The sequence below is a fragment of the Vibrio sp. YT-17 genome (assembly GCF_033337375.1).
GTDB classification, from domain to species: domain Bacteria; phylum Pseudomonadota; class Gammaproteobacteria; order Enterobacterales; family Vibrionaceae; genus Vibrio; species Vibrio alginolyticus.
Window position 1 is genome coordinate 1 of sequence record NZ_JAWOQP010000036.1, and the last position, 19,134, is coordinate 19,134.

Below are 19,134 nucleotides of genomic sequence, written 5' to 3' on the forward strand. Positions count from 1 at the left end.
GTCTACGTTTCGCGATCCGTGAAGGTGGCCGTACAGTAGGTGCTGGTGTTGTTGCTAAGATCTTCGACTAATTCATAGCGAATTAGCGATGCTTTCGGAAAATCTTGAATTAGATTTGACGAACCAGTAGCAAAAAGGGCATCATTTGATGCCCTTTTTCTGCACTCAACATTATTTTTGCTGTTTTCTTGTTCAGAAGTGGGTTGGGCGCAGAGCAAGATTAAGCAAAGAGGCTTAATCTTAAGAAGAGTACGCTGATTTTTTCAGCGATATGGAGTTTGCCCTGCAACAGCGGGGTTGTTGTCGTCTATATTAAGACTTGTAACAGGTTGGTTTTATGAAAGCAAATAATGCTGAAACTCCTGATAGCTCAAACGCAGCAGATACGTTTAAGTGGGTAGCCGCTTTCGTATTGGCAGCTGCCGCTGTTGTGGGTAATTACCTGTATGGTGAAATGTCTGTAGTGGTTCGTGCTGCAGGCGTTGTTGTTCTTATTGCAGCTGCCTTAGGCGTTGCAGCAACAACGACTAAAGGTAAAGCAGCGATCAGTTTTGCAAAAGAATCTCGTATGGAAGTACGTAAAGTTGTTTGGCCTACTCGCCAAGAAACCATGCAAACAACACTGATCGTTTTAGCTGTAAGTATTGTAATGGCTCTAGTGCTATGGGGTATTGACGGAATTATGGTTCGTCTAGTAGCTCTAGCAACTGGGGTATAGAGGGTTTTTATTCATGAGTGAAGCTCCAAAAAAACGCTGGTATGTGGTTCAAGCCTTCTCTGGATTTGAAGGTCGTGTAGCTCAATCTCTGCGCGAGCATATCAAAATGCACGGCATGGAAGAGCTATTCGGTGAAGTACTGGTTCCTACTGAAGAAGTAGTGGAAATGCGCGCGGGTCAGCGTCGCAAGTCTGAGCGTAAGTTCTTCCCAGGTTACGTCCTTGTTCAGATGATTATGAACGATGAATCATGGCACCTAGTACGCAGTGTGCCGCGTGTCATGGGCTTCATTGGTGGTACCTCAGACCGTCCGGCACCTATCACGGATAAAGAGGCTGACGCGATTCTTAATCGTCTTGAGAAAGCGAGTGAAGCGCCTCGTCCGCGTACAATGTACGAAGCGGGTGAAGTGGTACGTGTTAACGAAGGTCCATTTGCTGACTTCAACGGTACTGTTGAAGAAGTGGATTACGAGAAGAGCCGCCTGAAAGTGTCTGTATCGATCTTTGGTCGTGCGACACCAGTTGAGCTTGAATTTGGTCAGGTTGAAAAGCTGGACTAAGACTCTTCGTTAAAGAGTATAAAAAATCACCTTTTTAGGGTTGTATAAGGCGCGGATTATGACTATAATTTCGCGCCTTTTTACTTCAAGTGAAGTAAAAAGTTTCTTACACAAACGGGGAGCTGATCCGCGATTAGCGTTTGTACCCAAACTTAGGAATTATCATGGCTAAGAAAGTTGAAGCTTACATCAAGCTACAAGTTGCTGCTGGTATGGCTAACCCTAGTCCACCAGTAGGTCCTGCACTAGGTCAACACGGTGTGAACATCATGGAATTCTGTAAAGCGTTCAACGCAAAAACAGAATCTATTGAGAAAGGTCTACCAACTCCAGTAGTTATCACAGTATACAGCGACCGTTCTTTCACGTTCGTAACTAAGACTCCACCTGCTGCTGTTCTTCTTAAGAAAGCTGCTGGCGTTAAGTCTGGTTCAGGTCGTCCAAACACTGAAAAAGTTGGTACTGTAACTGACGCTCAAATCCAAGAAATCGCAGAAACTAAAGCTGCTGATATGACTGGTGCTGACATCGAAGCGATGAAGCGTTCTATCGCTGGTACTGCTCGTTCAATGGGCCTAGTGGTAGAGGGTTAATAAGATGGCAAAACTAACTAAGCGCATGCGCGTAATCCGCGAAAAAGTTGACGTAACTAAAGAATACGAAATCAACGAAGCTGTTGCTCTTCTTCAAGAACTAGCGACTGCTAAATTCGTTGAGTCTGTAGACGTTGCTGTTAACCTTGGCATTGATGCTCGTAAATCTGACCAGAACGTACGTGGTGCAACTGTACTACCTCACGGTACTGGCCGCGAAATCCGCGTTGCAGTGTTCACTCAAGGTGCTAACGCTGAAGCAGCTAAAGAAGCTGGCGCAGACATCGTAGGTATGGAAGATCTTGCTGAGCAAGTTAAGAAAGGCGAAATGAACTTTGACGTAGTTGTTGCTTCTCCAGATGCAATGCGCGTTGTAGGTCAACTAGGTACTATCCTAGGTCCTCGCGGTCTTATGCCAAACCCTAAAGTTGGTACTGTAACTCCTAACGTTGCTGAAGCAGTTAAAAACGCTAAAGCTGGTCAGGTTCGTTACCGTAACGACAAAAACGGCATCATCCACACTACTATCGGTAAAGCAAACTTCTCTGCTGAGCAGATCAAAGAGAACCTAGAAGCACTTCTAGTTGCTCTGAAGAAAGCTAAGCCATCTTCAGCGAAAGGTACTTTCCTGAAGAAAGTAAGCATCTCTACTACTATGGGTGCTGGTGTTGCTGTTGATCAGGCTAGCCTGAACACTCAAGCATAATTTATTTGCTTAGGCGCAAAATTAGTGTATAATTTTGCGCCTAATATTTGTGGTTGGGGCTGAACTTTGGTTCTTTGAACTGTCTCCTAGTTCGAAATGAATTAAGACCCAGTCTCCGTCCAAGACCGTAGGTGTTTGTGTAAAAGCAAACTTAATTATCCTACGTAGATGGTGCCCGAACTGACAGAAAGCTCTATGTAATATAGTTAACTTTCTTCTGGGGAAGCACCTCAATAGCTCTCACTGTCGTGATGATAGTGAGTGGTGTAACGACAACCAGGAGTAAATCCAAGATGGCTTTAAACCTTCAAGACAAAAAAGCAATTGTTGCTGAAGTCAACGAAGCTGCCAGTGGTGCACTTTCTGCAGTTGTAGCTGATTCTCGTGGCGTTCAAGTTGGCGCGATGACTTCTCTACGTAAACAAGCTCGTGAAGCTGGCGTTTACATGAGAGTTGTTCGTAACACTCTTGCTCGTCGTGCGGTTGAAGGTACTGAGTACGAGTGTCTAACTGACACTTTCACTGGTCCTACTCTAATCGCATTCTCTAATGAGCACCCAGGTGCTGCAGCGCGTCTTTTCAAAGACTTCGCTAAAGAGAACAAAGATTTCGAGATCAAAGCTGCTGCATTTGAAGGCGCTTTAACTGACGCTGAAGTACTAGCAACACTACCAACTTACGACGAAGCAATTGCACGCCTAATGATGTGCATGAAAGAAGCTTCGGCTGGCAAGCTGGCGCGTACTATCGCAGCTATCCGCGATCAAAAACAAGAAGCAGCGGCATAAGCCTTGCTTTTTACTGGTTGCTTAATAAACTTATTGTTGACTTAAAAGAGAATTGTTATGTCTATTACTAACGAGCAAATCCTAGACGCAGTTGCAGAAATGTCTGTAATGCAAGTTGTTGAACTAATCGAAGCAATGGAAGAGAAATTCGGTGTTTCTGCTGCTGCTGCTGTTGTAGCTGGCGGCGCTGCTGCAGGCGAAGCTGCTGCTGAGCAAACTGAATTCGACGTAATCCTAGAAGCTGCTGGCGGTAACAAAGTTGCTGTAATCAAAGCAGTACGTGGCGCAACTGGCCTAGGTCTTAAAGAAGCTAAAGCTCTAGTAGACGGCGCTCCAGCACCTCTTAAAGAAGGTGTTGAGAAAGCAGAAGCTGAAGCTCTTAAAGCTCAGCTAGAAGAAGCTGGTGCAACTGTTGCTGTTAAGTAATTATTGCATAGTTTCTTAGCCTAACGGCTAATTGGCTGGTGGTTTTTTAACCACCGGCCTTTTTGCGCTGTAGGGTATAGGCGAATTTTCCCGCTGTTTAAGCGCCTGATATCCATGCAAAAAACATTTCATTCTTACGAAATGAAATGTCACTACAGTAAACAGCTATATTAGTCACTGTCCCTTACCCCCCTTAAGTAACTAGGAGCGGGCGGACAGTTTGGGTCACTTATCAGCGAGCTGAGGAACCCCATGGTTTACTCTTATACCGAGAAAAAGCGCATCCGTAAGGACTTTGGTACTCGTCCACAAGTTTTGGACATTCCATACCTGCTATCGATCCAGCTCGATTCGTTCGACAAATTTATCGAACAGGATCCTGAAGGTCAATACGGTCTTGAAGCCGCTTTCCGTTCTGTATTCCCGATTCAGAGCTACAACGGCAATTCTGAGCTGCAATACGTTAGCTACCGTCTTGGTGAGCCAGTTTTTGACGTTAAAGAATGTCAAATCCGCGGTGTAACTTACTCAAAGCCACTACGTGTAAAACTACGCCTAGTTATCTTTGATAAAGACGCGCCAGCAGGTACTGTAAAAGACATTAAAGAACAAGAAGTCTACATGGGTGAAATTCCACTCATGACAGACAATGGTACCTTCGTAATCAACGGTACCGAGAGGGTTATCGTATCCCAGCTGCACCGAAGCCCAGGCGTGTTCTTCGACAGCGATAAGGGTAAGACCCACTCTTCAGGTAAAGTTTTATACAACGCACGTGTTATTCCTTACCGTGGTTCATGGCTTGATTTCGAGTTTGATCCTAAGGATAACTTGTACGTTCGTATCGACCGCCGTCGTAAGCTACCAGCATCGATCATCCTTCGAGCACTAGGTAAGTCGACAGAAGAAATCCTAGATATCTTCTTCGAGAAAGTGAACTTCGAAGTGAAAGACCAAACTCTATTGATGGAGTTGGTTCCTGATCGTCTACGTGGTGAAACTGCGTCATTCGACATCGAAGCAAATGGTAAAGTTTACGTTGAGCAGGGTCGTCGCGTAACAGCTCGTCATATCCGCCAACTAGAAAAAGATGGCGTTGATCACATCGAAGTACCAGTTGAGTACATCGTTGGTAAAGTTGCATCTAAAGATTACATCAATGAAGCAACTGGCGAGATCATTGTTAACGCTAACCAGGAAATCAGCCTGGAAGCACTAGCGAACCTATCTCAGGCTGGCCACAAAGCGCTAGAAGTTCTATTCACGAACGATCTAGACCATGGTCCATTCATGTCAGAAACACTACGTATCGACAGCACGGTTGATCGTATTTCTGCATTGGTAGAAATCTACCGCATGATGCGCCCTGGTGAGCCGCCAACAAAAGAAGCTGCAGAAGCTCTATTCGAAAGCCTATTCTTCTCTGAAGAGCGTTACGATCTATCGACTGTTGGTCGTATGAAGTTCAACAGCTCTATCGGCCGTGAAGATGCTCAAGAGCAAGGCACACTTGATGAAACTGATATCATCGAAGTGATGAAGAAGCTGATCGCGATCCGTAACGGTAAGGGCGAAGTGGACGATATCGACCACCTAGGCAACCGTCGTATCCGTTCTGTAGGCGAAATGGCTGAGAACCAGTTCCGTGTAGGTCTAGTACGTGTTGAGCGTGCAGTTAAAGAGCGTCTAAGCCTAGGCGATCTTGACGCAATCATGCCTCAAGACTTGATCAACGCGAAGCCAATTTCTGCGGCAGTTAAAGAATTCTTTGGCTCTTCACAGCTTTCACAGTTCATGGACCAAAACAACCCGCTATCAGAAGTAACGCACAAGCGTCGTATTTCTGCATTGGGTCCTGGCGGTCTAACTCGTGAACGTGCTGGCTTCGAAGTACGTGACGTACACGTAACTCACTACGGTCGTCTATGTCCTATCGAAACGCCTGAAGGTCCAAACATCGGTCTGATCAACTCTCTATCTGCGTTTGCGCGTTGTAACGAGTACGGTTTCCTAGAGACACCATACCGTCGCGTTGTAGATGGCGTAGTAACAGACGAAGTAGATTACCTATCTGCAATCGAAGAAGGCCAATTCGTTATCGCACAGGCGAACGCTAAGCTAAACGAAGATGGTACTTTTGCAGATGAGCTGATCACAGCTCGTCAGAAAGGTGAATCTGGTCTACACCCTCGTGAGCACGCTCAGTACATGGACGTTGCGACAAACCAGGTTGTATCTATCGCTGCATCGCTTATCCCGTTCCTAGAACACGATGATGCGAACCGTGCATTGATGGGTGCGAACATGCAACGTCAGGCAGTTCCAACACTGAAAGCTGACAAACCGCTTGTTGGTACTGGTATTGAACGTAACGTAGCCGTTGACTCAGGTGTAACTGCAGTTGCTAAACGTGGTGGTGTAATCCAGTCAGTAGATGCTTCTCGTATCGTTGTTAAAGTTAACGAAGAAGAGCTAGTACCAGGTGAAGCTGGTATCGACATCTACAACCTGACTAAATACACACGTTCTAACCAGAACACATGTATTAACCAGCGCCCATGTGTGATGCCAGGTGAGCCTGTATCACGCGGTGACGTTCTTGCTGATGGTCCTTCAACAGACCTTGGTGAACTAGCGCTTGGTCAAAACATGCGTATCGCGTTCATGCCTTGGAACGGTTACAACTTCGAAGACTCGATCTTAGTATCTGAGCGCGTAGTTCAAGAAGACCGTTTCACGACTATCCACATCCAAGAACTGACTTGTGTGGCGCGTGATACTAAGCTTGGTTCTGAAGAGATCACAGCGGATATTCCAAACGTAGGTGAGTCTGCTCTGTCTAAACTAGACGAGTCAGGTATCGTTTACATCGGTGCTGAAGTTAAGGGTGGCGACATCCTAGTTGGTAAAGTTACACCTAAAGGTGAAACTCAGCTAACGCCTGAAGAGAAGCTACTACGTGCAATCTTCGGTGAAAAAGCATCTGACGTTAAAGATACTTCACTACGTGTACCTAACTCTGTATCAGGTACGATCATCGACGTTCAAGTCTTTACTCGCGATGGCGTAGAGAAAGACAAGCGTGCGCTTGAAATCGAACAGATGCAGCTTAAAGAAGCGAAGAAAGACCTAACTGAAGAATTCCAGATTCTTGAGGGCGGCCTTCTAAACCGTGTTAAAGCTGTATTGATTGAAGGCGGTTACTCTGAAGCGAAACTAGACACAACTGATCGTAAGAAGTGGCTAGAACTAACGCTAGAAGATGACGCACTACAAACTCAGCTTGAGCAACTTGCTGAGCAGTGGGATGAGCTAAAAGCCGACTTCGATAAGAAGTTCGAAACTAAGCGTCGTAAGATCACTCAAGGTGATGATTTAGCACCTGGTGTACTGAAGATCGTTAAGGTTTACCTAGCGGTTAAACGTCGCATTCAGCCTGGTGATAAGATGGCGGGTCGTCACGGTAACAAGGGTGTAATCTCTAAGATCAACCCTGTTGAAGACATGCCATACGATGAGAAAGGTCAGCCTGTAGACATCGTACTTAACCCACTGGGTGTACCTTCGCGTATGAACATCGGTCAGATCCTAGAAGTACACTTAGGTCTGGCAGCGAAAGGTATCGGTGACAAGATCAACCAGATGGTTAAAGAGCAGCAAGAACTAGCGAAATTCCGCGAGTTCCTACAAAAAGTTTACGATCTAGGCGACACTCGCCAGAAAGTAGACATTGCTTCTCTATCTGATGATGAAGTACGTACTCTGATCAAGAACTTGCGTGGCGGTCTACCAATCGCGACTCCTGTATTTGATGGCGCTCCAGAAGAGTCAATCAAAGCACTTCTTGAGCTAGCAGATCTACCAACATCAGGTCAGTTAACACTGTTTGATGGTCGCACAGGTGATGCGTTTGAGCGTCCTGTAACTGTTGGTTACATGTACATGCTGAAACTGAACCACCTTGTTGATGACAAGATGCACGCTCGTTCAACTGGTTCGTACAGCCTAGTAACTCAGCAGCCACTAGGTGGTAAAGCTCAGTTCGGTGGTCAGCGTTTCGGTGAGATGGAAGTATGGGCACTAGAAGCATACGGTGCTGCTTACACGCTACAAGAAATGCTAACGGTTAAGTCGGATGACGTTAACGGCCGTACTAAGATGTACAAGAACATCGTAGACGGTAACCACAGCATGGAACCTGGCATGCCAGAATCGTTCAACGTACTGTTGAAAGAGATCCGCTCGCTAGGTATCAACATCGAGCTAGAAGACGAAGAGTAATCCTTTTCTCTCTTGATGAAAGTCGAGAGAATCAAAGCGATTATTTGGAAGAAGGTGCTCACTTTAGCAAGTGAGCTCCTTTTAACTCCTTACAGGAGCTGATTGTGAAAGACTTATTAAACTTTCTAAAAGCACAGCATAAGACCGAAGAATTTGATGCAATCAAAATCGGTCTATCTTCACCAGACATGATCCGTTCATGGTCTTTCGGTGAAGTTAAAAAACCTGAAACGATCAACTATCGTACGTTCAAACCTGAACGCGATGGTCTGTTCTGTGCGCGTATCTTTGGTCCAGTTAAAGACTACGAATGTCTTTGTGGTAAGTACAAGCGCCTGAAGCACCGTGGTGTTATCTGTGAGAAGTGTGGTGTAGAAGTTACACAAACTAAAGTTCGTCGTGACCGTATGGGCCACATTGAACTGGCTTCACCAGTAGCTCACATCTGGTTCCTAAAATCGCTACCGTCTCGTATCGGTCTACTAATGGATATCCCTCTACGTGATATCGAACGCGTTCTGTACTTCGAAATGTACGTAGTAACAGAGCCTGGTATGACTGATCTAGAAAAAGGTCAGATGCTTACTGAAGAAGAGTATCTAGATCGTCTAGAAGAGTGGGGCGACGAGTTCACTGCTAAGATGGGTGCGGAAGCTATCAAGGACCTACTAGGTTCTATGGATATGCACGCTGAAGCAGAACAAATGCGTGAAGAGTTAGAGACAACAAACTCTGAAACTAAGCGTAAGAAAGTAACTAAGCGTCTTAAGCTGGTAGAAGCGTTCATCGCATCGGGTAACAACCCTGAGTGGATGATCCTAACTGTACTTCCAGTACTTCCGCCAGATCTACGTCCTCTAGTACCTCTAGATGGCGGTCGCTTTGCGACTTCTGATCTTAACGATCTATACCGTCGTGTGATCAACCGTAACAACCGTTTGAAGCGTCTTCTAGAGCTAGCTGCTCCGGACATCATCGTACGTAACGAAAAACGTATGCTGCAAGAGTCTGTTGATGCGCTACTAGATAACGGTCGTCGTGGTCGTGCGATCACAGGTTCTAACAAGCGTCCTCTGAAATCTCTTGCTGATATGATCAAGGGTAAACAAGGTCGTTTCCGTCAGAACCTTCTAGGTAAACGTGTAGACTACTCTGGCCGTTCTGTAATCACAGTAGGTCCATACCTTCGTCTACACCAGTGTGGTCTTCCTAAGAAGATGGCACTTGAGCTATTCAAACCATTCATCTACAGCAAGCTAGAGACTCGTGGTCTTGCGACTACAATCAAAGCTGCTAAGAAAATGGTAGAGCGTGAAGAAGCGGTCGTTTGGGATATCCTAGACGAAGTAATCCGTGAACACCCAGTACTATTGAACCGTGCACCGACACTTCACCGTCTAGGTATCCAGGCGTTCGAACCAGTACTGATCGAAGGTAAAGCGATTCAGCTACACCCACTTGTTTGTGCGGCGTACAACGCGGACTTCGATGGTGACCAAATGGCGGTTCACGTACCTCTAACTCTAGAGGCACAGCTTGAAGCTCGTACTCTGATGATGTCGACAAACAACATTCTGTCGCCAGCGTCAGGTGATCCGATCATCGTACCTTCTCAGGACGTTGTATTGGGTCTGTACTACATGACTCGTGAAAAGATCAACGTGAAAGGTGAAGGCATGTACCTTTCTGGCCCAGAAGAGGCTGAGAAAGCATACCGCACTAAACAAGCTGAGCTTCACGCACGCGTTAAAGTACGTATTACAGAAACTGTTGTAGACGAAGATGGCAACAGCACTACAGAAACCAAGATGGTAGACACCACTGTTGGTCGTGCAATGCTATGGCAAATCGTGCCAGCTGGTCTACCGTACAGCATCGTTAACCAAAAGCTAGGTAAGAAGCAAATCTCTAACCTACTTAACGAGGCGTACCGTAAACTAGGTCTGAAAGACACAGTAATCTTCGCTGACCAAATCATGTACACAGGTTTCGCATACGCGGCACTTTCTGGTGTATCTGTTGGTATCGACGATATGGTTGTACCTGCAGCTAAGTACACTGAAATCGCAGAAGCGGAAGAAGAAGTACGTGAAATCCAGGAACAGTACCAATCAGGTCTTGTTACTGCGGGCGAACGCTACAACAAAGTTATCGATATCTGGGCATCGACCAACGACCGTGTTGCGAAAGCAATGATGGAAAACCTTTCATCTGAAACGGTAGTTAACCGTGACGGTGAAGAGGAACAGCAAGAGTCATTCAACAGCATCTATATGATGGCGGACTCGGGCGCTCGTGGTTCTGCAGCACAGATTCGTCAGCTTGCGGGTATGCGTGGTCTGATGGCGCGTCCAGATGGTTCAATCATCGAAACGCCGATCACAGCGAACTTTAAAGAAGGTCTAAACGTACTTCAGTACTTTATCTCAACGCACGGTGCTCGTAAGGGTCTTGCGGATACGGCACTGAAAACAGCGAACTCGGGTTACCTAACTCGTCGTCTAGTAGACGTTGCTCAAGACGTTGTTGTAACTGAACATGACTGTGGCACTCACGAAGGTGTCGACATGATGCCTCACATCGAGGGTGGTGATGTTAAAGTTGCACTTTCTGAGCTTGCTCTTGGTCGTGTTGTTGCTGAAGACGTACTAAAACCTGGCACTGAAGACGTTCTTATTCCACGTAACACCCTGATCGATGAGAAGTGGTGTCAAATCATGGAAGAGAACTCAGTAGACAGCATGAAAGTGCGCTCTGTAGTAACGTGTGATTCTGACTTCGGTTGTTGTGCACAATGTTACGGTCGTGACCTAGCACGTGGTCACCTAGTGAACCAAGGTGAAGCAGTGGGTGTTATTGCTGCTCAGTCTATCGGTGAGCCAGGTACACAGCTAACGATGCGTACGTTCCACATCGGTGGTGCGGCATCGACAGCAGCGGCAGAGAACAGTGTTCAAGTTAAGAACAACGGTTCTATCAAGCTACACAACGCTAAATCTGTATTGGCTGATGACGGTAAGATCGTTATCACCTCTCGTGCGACAGAGTTAACTATCGTTGATGAGTTTGGTCGTACTAAAGAGAAACACAAACTGCCTTACGGTACGCTACTAAGCAAAGGCGATGGTGATACAGTTCAAGCTGGCGAAACAGTTGCAAACTGGGAAGCGCACACACTACCTATCATTACCGAGGTAGCAGGTCGCATCCAGTTCGTAGATATGATCGACGGCGTAACAGTATCTCGTCAAACTGATGACCTAACTGGTCTATCTTCAAGCGAAGTAACTGACCCAGCAGCTCGCCCTTCAGCAGGTAAAGATATGCGTCCAGCTATCAAACTTGTTGACGAGCAAGGTAACGATGTAATGATCCCTGGTACTGATATGCCAGCTCACTACTTCCTACCTGGTAAAGCGATTGTGAACATCGAAGATGGCGCAGCAGTAGGTGTTGGTGCAACACTAGCACGTATTCCTCAGAAGTCTGGCGGTAACAAAGATATCACCGGTGGTCTTCCACGAGTTGCTGACCTATTTGAAGCACGTAAGCCGAAAGAGCCTGCAATCCTTGCTGAGCACACAGGTACTGTGAGCTTTGGTAAAGAGACGAAAGGTAAACGTCGCCTAGTGATCACACGTGAAAGCGGTGAAGCTTACGAAGAGATGATTCCTAAGCATCGTCAGTTGAACGTATTCGAAGGTGAAAAAGTTGAACGTGGTGATGTGATCGCAGATGGTCCAGAGTCTCCACATGACATCCTACGTCTACGTGGCGTACACGCGGTAACGCAGTACATTGCTAACGAAGTACAGGAAGTTTACCGTCTACAAGGCGTTAAGATTAACGATAAGCACATTGAAACTATCGTTCGTCAGATGCTACGTAAGTGTACTATTACCCACTCTGGTGACTCTGAGTTCCTACCTGGTGAACAGATTGAGTACTCACAAGTTAAGATTGCTAACCGTAACCTAGAAGCTGAAGGCAAAGAGCCTGCACGTTTCGAACGTGAACTACTAGGTATTACTAAAGCATCTCTAGCGACTGAGTCGTTCATCTCTGCGGCATCGTTCCAGGAGACAACTCGCGTACTAACAGAAGCTGCGGTTTCTGGTAAGCGTGATGACCTACGTGGTCTGAAAGAGAACGTAATTGTTGGTCGTCTGATCCCAGCTGGTACTGGTTTCGCATACCACCAAGAGCGTCAAGCTAAACGTTCTGAAGCGCAAGATGGTCCTTCTGCTGAGCAAGCAACGGATAACCTAGCGGCACTTCTAAACGCTGGTTTCTCTTCTGAAGAGTAAGTCATATAACGAGTAATCGTTAAAAGCTTAAGAAAAAGGCACCTTCGGGTGCCTTTTTAGTTTTTTATACTGCTTTGTTCTTCCGGTGGGATTTTCGATAAAGCTAGAAACAAAAAAGACCGACGATGATCGTCAGTCTTTTCTCTCACTCTATTTCTAAATGTTTGCAAATACTAAGCCCCAGGTGGCATAGACAGGCTTTCTGCGATTTGCTGTATCAGATAGTCCTCGACTTCAAAGCGAGTCTCAAGAATTTCCCCAATGAGACACATATCAGAATCGAAATCATTTAATTCATCATCTTCAGTCACTTCTGAGTACTTATCGTTAAAGTTCAATAATGGTTCAGTCGTTAGAACAATTTGACCATAGGTTTGATTGATCTCATTAGTCACGACAAAGCCGGTTGCTTTCCAACGGTCCATAACCATGTCATAAATTTTAAAGTGGCCTTCGGAGATGTAATCAACGAGGTGCTGACAGAAATCCTGCAGTTCGGAAGGAGATGGGAGTTCAATAACATTGGTTTTCGAACAAGGTTGCAGCGCTGCAAGCTTACAATATTCAACAATCAGGGATTGTCGTGTCTCTAACCAGTGATCAATGACATCACTTGAGCCACCCCACTGGTCTTGTGTTTGTTTGAATTTTCTTAGCATGACCATGCCCTCATGATCTGATCGCCCATCGGCGAACGTATCCTTTGCAAAGCAAAGTTAGTAAAGTTATTACAAACTCTTGTCCTTACTAGAATTTAGAGTGCACATTTACTTAACGATAAACTCTAGTATGAAATTAGATTGCCAGTAAAATGAACGAACTTCAAGCAAAGGGATGGTGTAATGTTAAGAAAAGGTGATGTTAACCGCGCGATAAATGCATACTGGTGTGTTGTTGCAGGAAGTGAAATTTGGCTGGTGGATGGTGCTGTGCCCTTCGGGTCTGCAGAGCAGTTATCACTGCCAGTAACGAGTGCAAGACCCATTGGTGAGTATTCTGGTTCGCCCGTCATGTGGCTTAACTTGGCCGATTTAGAGCATGATCTACCTTTAGTATCCCTGCGTGACTGCCTGCATTTTCCTGAGCCATTATTTATGTTGTTAAGTAAAGCTGTGCAATATGGGCACATGACGCAAAGTTTGCGCTTTTGTCCACAGTGCGGAGGAAGAAACTTTCTTAATAATAACCAGTTAGCCATGCAGTGTGGTGAATGTCGCACCCTTCATTATCCTAGAATATTTCCGTGTATTATCGTTGCTGTACGTAAAGAAAATCAGATCTTATTAGCCCAACATCCAAGGCATCGAAATGGTATGTATACGGTTATTGCGGGTTTTCTAGAAGTCGGTGAGACATTAGAAGAGTGCGTGGCTCGAGAAATTCATGAAGAAACGGGAATTCTCGTTAAAAATATTCGTTACTTTGGCAGCCAGCCTTGGGCTTTCCCATCCAGTATGATGATGGGGTTTTTAGCTGATTATGAATCCGGAGAGTTAAGCCCAGACTACACTGAGCTGTCTGATGCACAATGGTTTGGTATCGACGAGATGCCGCCTGTTGCGCCTAAAGGAACGATTGCAAGAGCACTTATCGAACAAACGCTGAAAGATATAGACTCTAATTGTCTGATAAATAGATAAAAAAAACCCTCCGAGAGGGAGGGGGTAAGTAAGATGTCGTTATGAGATGCTGAGTACTAAGTACTCAGTTTATAATTGTAGTTTTCGCTAGCGAACAAATTTTTAACACTGATATCGATTGGGTGCAAATTAAGCATTGATTTAAAAGTTAATAACTTGATCCAGGTTGCAAAGCACACAGCTATTGGACTTAAATCAGTGATAGAATACCCCCTTTCACAGAAAGCCTAACAGTTGGAATTACGGAATGACTGAATTAAAAAATGATCGTTATCTGCGTGCGCTTTTAAAAGAGCCGGTAGATTACACACCAGTATGGATGATGCGCCAGGCAGGTCGTTACCTACCAGAATACAAAGCGACTCGTGCAGAAGCGGGTGATTTCATGTCTTTGTGTCGAAATGCAGAATTAGCATCCGAAGTGACACTTCAACCATTACGCCGTTTTCCTCTTGATGCCGCGATCTTATTCTCGGACATCTTAACGATTCCAGATGCAATGGGGCTTGGTTTACGTTTTGCTGCGGGTGAAGGACCTGTTTTTGATAACCCAATTACATGCAAAGCCGACGTGGAAAAAATTGGTTTGCCAGATCCTGAAGGTGAACTGCAATACGTAATGAACGCAGTACGCCAGATCCGTAAAGACCTGAAGGGTGAAGTGCCGCTGATTGGTTTTTCTGGTAGTCCTTGGACTCTTGCGACGTATATGATCGAAGGTGGTAGCTCTAAAGCGTTTACCAAGATCAAGAAGATGATGTACGCGGAACCACAAACTCTGCACCTACTTCTAGATAAGCTGGCAGACAGCGTTATCGAGTACTTAAACGCGCAAATTAAAGCGGGTGCGCAATCGGTAATGGTATTTGACACATGGGGTGGCGTACTAACGCCTCGTGATTACAATTTGTTCTCACTGCAATACATGCACAAGATTGTAGATGGTCTGATTCGTGAAAACGACGGTCGTCGCGTGCCAGTCACACTGTTTACTAAGAATGGCGGCATGTGGCTTGAGCAAATCGCAGCAACGGGCTGTGATGCGGTTGGTCTAGACTGGACAATCAACATTGCAGACGCGAAAGTACGTATCGGTGATAAAGTGGCTCTGCAAGGTAACATGGACCCATCAATGCTTTACGCTTCGCCAGAGCGTATCCGTGAAGAAGTCGCGGGTATTCTAGAAGGTTTTGGTAATGCAGGTACTGGTCATGTGTTCAACCTAGGTCACGGTATCCATTTGGATGTGCCGCCAGAAAACGCGGGTGTATTTGTGGAAGCGGTACACGAGCTATCTAAGCCGTACCACAAGTAACTTCGACTTTTTGAAATCAAATGCCGGCATTCAGTGCCGGTATTTTTTTACCTAAAATTCAGTTTTTCTATCTGAGACTCAAGGCTGTACAGCTCTAGTAGTATTTGGCCTACTATGATCTAATTACTACTCTAGCTGTACACTGGATGTTAAAGTTTAATATAAACAAATACTTATGATTTCGGGTTTTATGTTCTAATTTTCTTGTACAGATAAACAAGCAATTAGATCATGGGTGACCTAAAGCATCGAGTGAACGCGTTTTTTAAGGTATGGCACGACGTCAGATTCAAACCAAGGATTCTTCTTTAACCACAATGTATTGCGTGGAGATGGGTGAGGGAGCGGGATAAAGTCCGGTTCCCAATCTTGCCATTGCTGAACGGTTTGCGTGAGCGTCTTTGGTTTGTTGGTGAGATAGTACTGCTGCGAGTACTGACCAATTAGTAGAGTGAGCTCTATATTGGGCAGCTGCTCAAGAATCTTTTTATGCCAAGTGGGCGCACATTCTTTACGAGGCGGTAAATCACCAGAGTTCCCTTTGCCTGGATAACAGAATCCCATTGGGACAATGGCAATTTTATTTGGGTCGTAGAAAACGTCTTTGTCGATATCGAGCCATTGGCGTAATCGATCACCACTTGGGTCATTCCAAGGTATCGAGGTTTTGTGTACACGTGTGCCAGGGGCCTGACCGATGATTAGGATGCGTGCCCCTTTTGCTGCTTGCACGACAGGGTTTGCACCCAAAGGTAAGTTATCCGCGCAGATCTGGCAGGCCCTCACTTGCTGCAATAGCTCGTCTAACGACATTCTTAGTAACCCTTTTCGAAATCCACTTGATAATTTAATGAAAACCCATCGCGCCAGCGTAGATAGTTGTCAGCAAAAATCTCGATGACTTGCTCGGGAAAACTCAGCGCAGCAATGTGTGGAGTGATGGTGACTTGCGGTAGTTTCCAAAATGGATGCTCTACCGACAACGGTTCTTGCTCAAACACATCTAAGAAGGCGTGTTCTACCCAACGGTTTTTCAGAGCGAAGAGCAACCCTGCCTCATCCAGTACGTCGCCACGACCTACGTTAAACAATAACGCCTGATTTAGTTGGCTGAGCGTTTGACGATTAAGTAACTGTCGCGTCTCAGGTGTACTTGGTAGAGTATTCACAACGATGTCGGCTTGCTCAAATGCCTTACTTAGTTCATTGATATGAAAGGTCTGATGAAACTCGCCGCCTGAAGTCGGGATACCTGTGCGGTTAATACCGATAGTTTTTATCCCCATTGCTTTAGCGGCGTTGCCCAGATAGCCCCCAATGCTACCGGTACCAAGAATTACCATGGTTTTACTTTGTAATGACGTGTATAGGTGAGGCTGCCATTGTTTGTTTTGTTGTTGCTGGTGGTATCGGGCAAAGTGGCGGTAATGGGCAATACTGTAACCCAAAACATATTCAGCAATCAGTGGACCAAAGATGCCTCGAACGTTAGTTAGAGTATAGTCCTGACGAAGGCTAGGGGATGTTAAGGCGTTGACACCAGCAAACGTGGATTGCACCCATTCAAGCTGTGAAAATTCGTCTAAGCTTTGTGATAGTAAGGGTGGATCCGCTAATACGATCTGAGCGGCTTCTGGTTGGTCGGTGAGGCAAAGATCGGGCAGATTTTTCTCTGCCAGTAACGTTTTGTAGGTGTCGCGATGCTCTGAGAGCAGGAAAATCTGATTTGAATGCGGCATTAACTTTTTTCCCTGTGATGAATCAAGTACACTTTCGCTGTTTTTTTCTTCAATGATTGAGTGACTATGCTTAAGAATCCTCTTCAGGTTCGTTTAGAAAAACTAGAACCTTGGCAACAAATTACCTTTATGGCGTGTCTGTGTGAACGCATGTATCCAAACTATGCGATGTTTTGTGAGAATACAGAATTTGCTGACCCGCGTGCTTACCGAGCGATTCTTGATAGTGTATGGGAAATTTTGACAGTTAAGAACGCGAAAATTAACTTCGAACGTCAATTGGAGAAGTTAGAAGAGTTGTTCCCAAGTGCGGATGAGTTCGATTTTTACGGCGTTTACCCAGCGATGGACGCGTGTCAGGGTTTGTCTACGTTACTGCATGGTCTATTGGACCGCGATTACCTTTTCGATTCAATGCTTAAAGTGAGTCAACAGTCGGTACAAACCGTTGCTGATCTAGAGCAAGCACAAGGCGCAGAGCCAATCACTAACGACAACCAGAAAGAAAACGAAGCCGTATGTGAAGAGTGGGACGTCCAGTGGGCTATCTTCCGTCCGCTGCGTGAAGCGGTAGAACGTGACATCAGCTTGATTAAAGATTTGCGTGAAGAGCTACGTGAAGAAGGTGTGAGCAACATCGGTATTGCACTTTAATTGTTGAATAAATAGAAAAAGGCATCCTAACTGGATGCCTTTTTTGTTTGTGCGTTTAAGCTGTTATACCTAATGCTGATTACGATTCTTTCGAGTCGGGTTTCGGTGGCTCTTGAGCTTCTGGCTCTTTATCCTGCTTCTCCAGCTCGTTATCTTCTTCATCGTCATCGCGGCTTTCGATTACGCCGTGCATTTCTTTCCAGCTTTCCCAGCGTTGGTAAGCCAGCTCCTGCATGTCAGTGCTTTTATCTGCTTCGTCGATGATCTCCTCGCCTACGAGGTGTTCAAAAATATCTTCCAACGTTACCAAACCTAGCACGGTACCGTATTCATCAACAACAAGTGCCAGCTGTAAGCGATGAGTCATCATCTGGTCGAATACTTTAGGTAAAGTGGTATTGTTTAGCACCACTTGAATTGGGCGCATGATTGCTCCCAACTGTTTCTGTCCACAACCTGATTGTTGTAGTTTGAACAACTCAAGGCGATGCACAAAACCAATGATGTTATCTTTCTGCTCGCTGTAAACCAATGGGCGTGAGAAAGGCGTATCTTTGTGTTTTTCTAGGAACTCATTGATGGTCATTGTGGCATCGACACGGAATACTACTGGTCGTGGCGTCATAACCTGCGTTACGGGTACATCTTGGATGCCAAGCAAGTTGCTTAAGATTTTTGATTCACCCTCGGCAAACTCACCGCTTTCACGTGCCAGAATCGCCATTGCAGACAGCTCATCACGCATCTTTGGAGCTTCGTGGTTACGAGCAAGACGCTTGGTGATTTGCTCTGAGAACCAAACAAAGGGTGTAAGCGCCCATACCATCCAACGCAATGCGACCGCGGCAGCGGGTGCCAACTGGCGCCAGTAGGTCGCGCCAATCGTCTTCGGTACGATTTCTGAAAGCACTAAGATCGCCAATGTCAGCACTGCCGAAAAGATACCTAATGCTTCGCTACCAAATACAACCGCAGCTTGTGCACCAGCAGTGGCCGCGCCGATCGTGTGAGCGATGGTGTTTAAAGTCAGAATAGATGCCAGTGGTCGGTCGATATCTGATTTCAGCTTAGCCAATTGCCCAGCTGCGGGATGCCCCTGTTGATTGAGCTGCGCAATGTAGCTCGGACTGATACTCAGCAGTACCGCCTCCAGCACCGAACAGATAAACGAAATGCCGATTGCAATAGAGATATAAATGGATAACAGCAGCATAGTTGCCCTTGAATGTAGTTTGATAGTGGTTATTTGCAGCTATTATAACCGCAAAAGTGACTTATAAATTGGTCCAAATACCTTGGAAAGCAAGGGTTTTCAGGGGGTATGTGGTAACAAATTGTGAGTTATTACTCATATTATGGCTAAAAGTACGTCAGAAAATCGAAAGATCGCTTACAAACCTTTGCC

Annotated in this window: 15 protein-coding genes and 1 pseudogene; 12 read left to right on the forward strand and 4 right to left on the reverse strand. The window is 45.6% G+C overall.

The window, feature by feature from the left end:
- The 9 genes and pseudogenes from R7F67_RS22385 to rpoC all read left to right on the forward strand — a co-directional run.
- Positions 1–71, forward strand: a pseudogene (locus R7F67_RS22385) (elongation factor Tu); the annotation flags it as partial.
- Between the two features lie 266 nt (positions 72–337).
- A complete protein-coding gene (gene secE / locus R7F67_RS22390; protein ID WP_005384680.1) occupies positions 338–718 on the forward strand; it encodes a preprotein translocase subunit SecE in 381 nt (126 codons plus the stop codon).
- Positions 719–731: 13 nt separating this feature from the next.
- Positions 732–1,280: a transcription termination/antitermination protein NusG gene (nusG, locus tag R7F67_RS22395; protein WP_005384681.1), complete on the forward strand. Its 549-nt coding sequence runs from the start codon at positions 732–734 to the stop codon at positions 1,278–1,280.
- A 164-nt stretch (positions 1,281–1,444) separates the two neighbouring features.
- On the forward strand, positions 1,445–1,873 hold the full coding sequence (gene rplK, locus R7F67_RS22400; RefSeq protein WP_005384682.1) for a 50S ribosomal protein L11: 429 nt from the start codon (positions 1,445–1,447) through the stop codon (positions 1,871–1,873).
- Between the two features lie 4 nt (positions 1,874–1,877).
- Positions 1,878–2,579: a 50S ribosomal protein L1 gene (gene rplA, locus R7F67_RS22405; protein WP_005384683.1), complete on the forward strand. Its 702-nt coding sequence runs from the start codon at positions 1,878–1,880 to the stop codon at positions 2,577–2,579.
- Between the two features lie 293 nt (positions 2,580–2,872).
- Positions 2,873–3,367, forward strand: coding sequence for a 50S ribosomal protein L10 (gene rplJ / locus R7F67_RS22410; protein ID WP_005382538.1), 495 nt, complete (start codon positions 2,873–2,875; stop codon positions 3,365–3,367).
- A 57-nt stretch (positions 3,368–3,424) separates the two neighbouring features.
- Positions 3,425–3,793, forward strand: a complete 369-nt coding sequence (gene rplL, locus R7F67_RS22415) for a 50S ribosomal protein L7/L12 (protein WP_005382540.1) — start codon at positions 3,425–3,427, stop codon at positions 3,791–3,793.
- Positions 3,794–4,045: 252 nt separating this feature from the next.
- Positions 4,046–8,074, forward strand: coding sequence for a DNA-directed RNA polymerase subunit beta (rpoB, locus tag R7F67_RS22420; RefSeq protein ID WP_005384685.1), 4,029 nt, complete (start codon positions 4,046–4,048; stop codon positions 8,072–8,074).
- Between the two features lie 104 nt (positions 8,075–8,178).
- Complete coding sequence (rpoC, locus tag R7F67_RS22425) at positions 8,179–12,381, forward strand: DNA-directed RNA polymerase subunit beta' (RefSeq protein ID WP_005382514.1); 4,203 nt, start codon at positions 8,179–8,181, stop codon at positions 12,379–12,381.
- A 173-nt stretch (positions 12,382–12,554) separates the two neighbouring features.
- Here the strand turns inward: rpoC and R7F67_RS22430 are convergent, their stop codons facing one another.
- Positions 12,555–13,046 carry an Rsd/AlgQ family anti-sigma factor gene (locus tag R7F67_RS22430; RefSeq protein ID WP_005382515.1) on the reverse strand — a complete coding sequence of 164 codons (492 nt, stop codon included), beginning with the start codon at positions 13,044–13,046 and terminating at the stop codon, positions 12,555–12,557.
- 177 nt (positions 13,047–13,223) lie between these two features.
- Between R7F67_RS22430 and nudC the strand changes: the two genes are divergently transcribed.
- Entirely contained in the window at positions 13,224–14,021 is a 798-nt protein-coding gene (nudC, locus tag R7F67_RS22435; RefSeq protein ID WP_005382516.1) for an NAD(+) diphosphatase, read from the forward strand.
- A gap of 247 nt (positions 14,022–14,268) precedes the next feature.
- Entirely contained in the window at positions 14,269–15,336 is a 1,068-nt protein-coding gene (gene hemE, locus R7F67_RS22440) for a uroporphyrinogen decarboxylase (protein WP_054577305.1), read from the forward strand.
- Between the two features lie 240 nt (positions 15,337–15,576).
- On the opposite strand, the gene R7F67_RS22445 is transcribed toward hemE, so the two are convergent.
- Together R7F67_RS22445 and R7F67_RS22450 are read right to left on the reverse strand one after the other, a co-directional pair.
- Positions 15,577–16,149, reverse strand: a complete 573-nt coding sequence (locus R7F67_RS22445; RefSeq protein ID WP_005382518.1) for a uracil-DNA glycosylase family protein — start codon at positions 16,147–16,149, stop codon at positions 15,577–15,579.
- A gap of 2 nt (positions 16,150–16,151) precedes the next feature.
- Positions 16,152–17,075 carry a D-2-hydroxyacid dehydrogenase gene (locus R7F67_RS22450; protein ID WP_053350802.1) on the reverse strand — a complete coding sequence of 308 codons (924 nt, stop codon included), beginning with the start codon at positions 17,073–17,075 and terminating at the stop codon, positions 16,152–16,154.
- Positions 17,076–17,141: 66 nt separating this feature from the next.
- Here R7F67_RS22450 and R7F67_RS22455 point away from each other — a divergent pair, with 66 nt between their 5' ends.
- Complete coding sequence (locus tag R7F67_RS22455; RefSeq protein WP_005382520.1) at positions 17,142–17,729, forward strand: YjaG family protein; 588 nt, start codon at positions 17,142–17,144, stop codon at positions 17,727–17,729.
- Positions 17,730–17,808: 79 nt separating this feature from the next.
- On the opposite strand, the gene R7F67_RS22460 is transcribed toward R7F67_RS22455, so the two are convergent.
- Positions 17,809–18,942: a hemolysin family protein gene (locus R7F67_RS22460; RefSeq protein ID WP_005384697.1), complete on the reverse strand. Its 1,134-nt coding sequence runs from the start codon at positions 18,940–18,942 to the stop codon at positions 17,809–17,811.
- Positions 18,943–19,134: the final 192 nt, after the last annotated feature.